The sequence below is a fragment of the Protofrankia sp. CiP1_Cm_nod4 genome (assembly GCF_982290645.1).
Genome location: NZ_CEVIVC010000084.1, coordinates 1 through 4,113 on the forward strand (window position 1 = coordinate 1; position 4,113 = coordinate 4,113).

Sequence of the window (4,113 nt, forward strand, 5' to 3'; positions counted from 1 at the left end):
ATGCTGACCATGGACGCCGGCCCCGGCCCCGGCCCCGGCGTCCATGGTCAGCATCTCTGGAAGAGCAGCCTCCGGGCGCGCGGCTTCGCCATGATCGCACGCCCTTCGGCCCATCAGGGGGCTCCTGTCTTGGGCGACCATTCGATGAACGCCGGGTGCTGCTCCCTGCCGCGGACGCCGCGGATCCGGTCGGCGATGCGCTGGCTGCGCCAGGCGTTGAGGCTGAGGTTGGGGTCGGCCAGACCGCGCTGCCCGCGGGCGGCGTTCTGCAGGAACAGGTTCCGGTCGGGTGGGCCGTCCCAGCGGGCGGCGAAGTCGGCGTCCACCCGGTACTCGTCGTCCTCCCGCTCCAGGCGCGGCTGAAGAGGTGCCAGGAAGTCCATCCGGGCCGGCCGGAAGCCGGTCGCCCAGATGATCATGTCCGCTTCGAAGATCTCCAGGCAGCTGGCCGGGTCGTTGTGCCGGACGGAGATGCTCCAGCCCTCCGGCGAGCACGGCTCGACGCTGACCACCTCACGGTTGGGGTAGAGCCCGGTCAGCTGCGGGGCGCCGGTGATGAACCGGTGGACGTAGATCCGCTGGTAGATCTCCCGGGCGGTGGCCTCGGAGATGCCGTCGCTGGTCAGCACCTGCTGGCTGTTGACCTCGGCCCGCACGCTCGGGCCAAGCTCGGCGAAGTAGTCAGAGTGGCAGGGCATGTAGAACTCGTTGGTGAACGGCGAGTCGTCGAGCGGGAAGTAGTTGCGCCGGCGGGACAGCCACGACACCCGGTGCGGCAGCTCGCCGTCCGGCCGGGAGATCAGGTCGAGGAACGCCTCGGCGCCGGACTGGCCGCCGCCGATCACCGCCACCCGCCGGTCGCGCAGGCCGACGGCCCTCGACCGGAACTCGCTGACATGGAACTGGGTGCCGCCCAGGTGCGGACGGGCGAACGCCGGCACCCACGGGGCGGTGCCGACGCCGACCACCACGTTGTCGGCGAGCAGGGTGCGCCGGTCGGTCCGCACGGCGAACGTGTCGCCGGCGAAGTCGACGGACCGCGCCTCCTCGCCGAACACGACGTTCTCGTTGCGGCTGCTGGCCCAGCCCAGGTAGTTGCGGAACTCCTCGCGGGGGACGCTGTCGAACTGCGCGTTGAGGTAGTGGTAGATCCGCCCACGGTCGTGCAGATACGCCATGAACGAGAACGGACTGGTCGGGTCGGACAGGCTGACCAGGTCCTTGAACAGCGACACCTGCAGGGCCGCCCCGGGGATGAGCTGGTCGTCGTGCCAGCTGAACGCGGCCTTCCTGTCGATGACCAGGTTCGGTGTCTCCGGGTCGCCGTGCAGCAGGGCCGCCAGGCTCAGGTTGGCCGGTCCGGCCCCGATCCCGACACAGCGGTACCGCGCCGCGGACTCACTCCTCATGAGCAGAACTCGCTTTCAGCGTCTTCGGCGTCTTCGGCGGACGGGCCCGCGTCCGCCCGGGGAACATGCGACGGGGCCGGCGGCAGGGCGTCGGCGATGGCGAGCCGCTGCACCTCGGAGGCGCCCTCGTAGATCCGCAGCGACCGGATCTGCCGGTACAGCCGCTCCGGCAGGCTGTCGCGCACCAGCCCGGCGGCGCCGAACACCTGCACGGCCGCGTCCACGACCTGCTGGGCGGCCTCGGTGGCGTACAGCTTCGCGATGCTGGCGTGCCGGGCCGGCGGGGTGCCGCGGTCGGCCTCCCAGGCGGCCCTGGCCACCAGCAGCGCGGCGGCGTTCAGCCGCACCTCGACGTCGGCGAGGCCGGCCTTCACCGTCGGCAGGTCGAACAGCCGCCCGCCGTACGCGGCCCGCCCCCGGGCCCTGGCCAGGGCGGCGTCGGCGGCCCGGCGGGCGAAGCCGAGCGCCGCCGCGCCGACGGTGAGGCGGAAGCGTTCGAGCAGCTCCATGGCCACGACGAACCCGCCGCCGCGGCCGCCCAGGACGGCGTCGGCCGCGACCCGGCAGCCGTCGAACTCCAGCCGGGCGATATCGCGTTCGGCCAGCATGTCGATCGGTTCGATCCGCAGGCCCGGTGTGCCGGCCGGGACGAGCAGCGCGGTCAGGCCCAGCGCGGCCGGGCCGTCGCCGGTGCGGGCCACCACGCAGAAGACGTCGGCGCCCGCGGCGCCGGCGATCCACGTCTTGTGCCCGTCCAGGACGTACCCCGCGCCGTCCCCGTCCGGGACGGCGCGCAGGGCGAGCGCGGCGACGTCCGAGCCGGCCTGCTCCTCCGAGAGCGCGAACGCGCCGGCCAGCTCGCCGCGGGCCATGCCGGGCAGCCAGCGCCGCTTCTGCTCGTCGGTGCCGTGGCGCCGGATCGGCCAGGCGGCCAGCTCCTGGATCGAGAACGCGAAGTCGAGCAGGTCCTCGGTGTAGGCCAGGGCCTCCCTGGTCAGGCACAGGGCGCGCAGGTCGACGGGTGTCAGCAGGCCCGCGTCCCCCAGCGCGCGCAGCACGCGGGCGGCGTACTTCTCCGGCGCGCCGGTGCGGGCCGCCGCCGCCAGCCCGGCGTGGGTGTCGCAGAACCGGCCGAGCGCCTCGGCCAGCTCGCGGTGCGGCCGCTCGTAGAACGGCAGTGCCAGCAGCCGCGGGTCCAGGGTGCTCACCGGCGCGCCATCCTCGTGTCGGAGCTCATGCGGCGGCCCGCCGCGCCAGCAGGCGTCTGGCCAGGTGCGGCTCGACGAAGAACGCGAACGAGGCGTAGCCGCGCCACACCCGGCGCCAGGCCCGTTCGACGGCGGCCGGGCCGCCGGTGCGTCCGACGTGGTCGAGGTAGGCGACGATCAGGTCGGTCGCCTGGCGGGTGTGGCCGGCCGAGATGTTGTCGATGGACAGGTGCACGTCCTCGTAGGCGGTGTCGAAGCCGTGACGGCGCATCTTCTGCGTCTCGTGCAGCCGCAGCTCGCCGAGGCCGAACATCTCGACACCCAGGTGGTAGCCGAGGATCTCCTCGTAGCGGGAGTCCGGGAGCAGCGCCAGGCCGAGCTGGTAGGTCGCGTACGGGTAGGTCGGGCCGGGCAGCTCGGTCTGGGTGCGGAACTCCTCCGAGCGCAGGTGCGGCAGGTGGATGCCCATGCTGGCCAGGGCCTGGTTGATCAGCGTGAGGTGGTTGCGGGCGACGTCGCCGCGGCCCATCTCGTCGGCGTAGAGGGCGAACAGCGGCCCATCGCTGGGGCGGTGGAAGCGGCCGGTGTTGCCGACCCGGTGCGTGCAGGCTCCGTCGACGAGGTTGCCCAGCGCGAACCGCTTCTGGCCGTTGATCACCTCTGCCCGGGGCGGGATGTCGACCAGCGGCCGGTAGGGTCCGACGAGCTTCGTCCAGTAGATGCTCTCCACCCGCTCCCGCAGCGCGGCGGGGCTGTAGTCGAACCAGGTGGCGTCGGTGTGGCGGCCGGCGGCTCCCAGCTCGAACATCCCCTCGGCCTGGGCGAGCACCTGCTCGACGCGGGTGTGGGCGGCGGCCAGCACGCCAGGGAACCGCTCGACGTTGACCAGCCGGTACAGGAACTGGCGTTCGTCGAGCGCCGGAGGCACGGCGACGACGATGTCGCCGGGATCGGCGGACGCGAGCGCGCGCTGCCAGGCGGCGGCGTCATCGTCGCCGGCGGTGCAGGCGGCCAGGTCGGCGCCGGGCGGCTCACCCGCGGCGACGGCGGCCGCCCACCGCTCGAGCGTGCGCGCCTCGGCGGCGTCGAAGATCCCGAACATTGGCCCGCCGAACCTGATCGCCCTGGTCAGGGGGCAGCTGCCGGTCGGCAGTGGCCTGAGGTAGCTGGAGGATCGGAGCTGGCGGACGAACACGGCGGCGTCGAACGCCGGGCCGGCGAGCAGGCCGTCCAGGGGGACGCCGGAGATCCGCACCCGGTGGTGCTGGCGGCCGGCGTACGGCGCGTGCCTGGCGACGATCAGTGCCACCTCGGCGTCCGGCGACAGGCTCTGGTGCCAGCGTGCGAGCTCGTCGAGCATCGCCACATGCGCGCTCTCCAGCCGCACGACGAGCCGGACCGCCGCAAGCAGCCGCGCCCGGTCGGCCGGCCCGGTGGGTGAGAACGCGGTGAGCGCCAGGTACTCCGCCAGCAGCGGCACCGGGTCGTACCCGCGG

At 73.5% G+C, this 4,113-nt stretch carries 3 protein-coding genes; all 3 read right to left on the reverse strand.

Annotation, left to right across the window (positions count from 1 at the left end):
• Positions 1-113 precede the first annotated feature (113 nt).
• Entirely contained in the window at positions 114-1,409 is a 1,296-nt protein-coding gene (locus AC5LSR_RS15895) for a lysine N(6)-hydroxylase/L-ornithine N(5)-oxygenase family protein (RefSeq protein WP_250285203.1), read from the reverse strand.
• Positions 1,406-2,617 carry an acyl-CoA dehydrogenase family protein gene (locus tag AC5LSR_RS15900; protein WP_250285204.1) on the reverse strand — a complete coding sequence of 404 codons (1,212 nt, stop codon included), beginning with the start codon at positions 2,615-2,617 and terminating at the stop codon, positions 1,406-1,408. The genes AC5LSR_RS15895 and AC5LSR_RS15900 overlap by 4 nt, the downstream gene beginning before the upstream one ends.
• A gap of 25 nt (positions 2,618-2,642) precedes the next feature.
• Positions 2,643-4,113 (reverse strand): iron-containing redox enzyme family protein (locus AC5LSR_RS15905; RefSeq protein ID WP_493468630.1); only part of this gene is annotated, 1,471 nt, incomplete at its 5' end.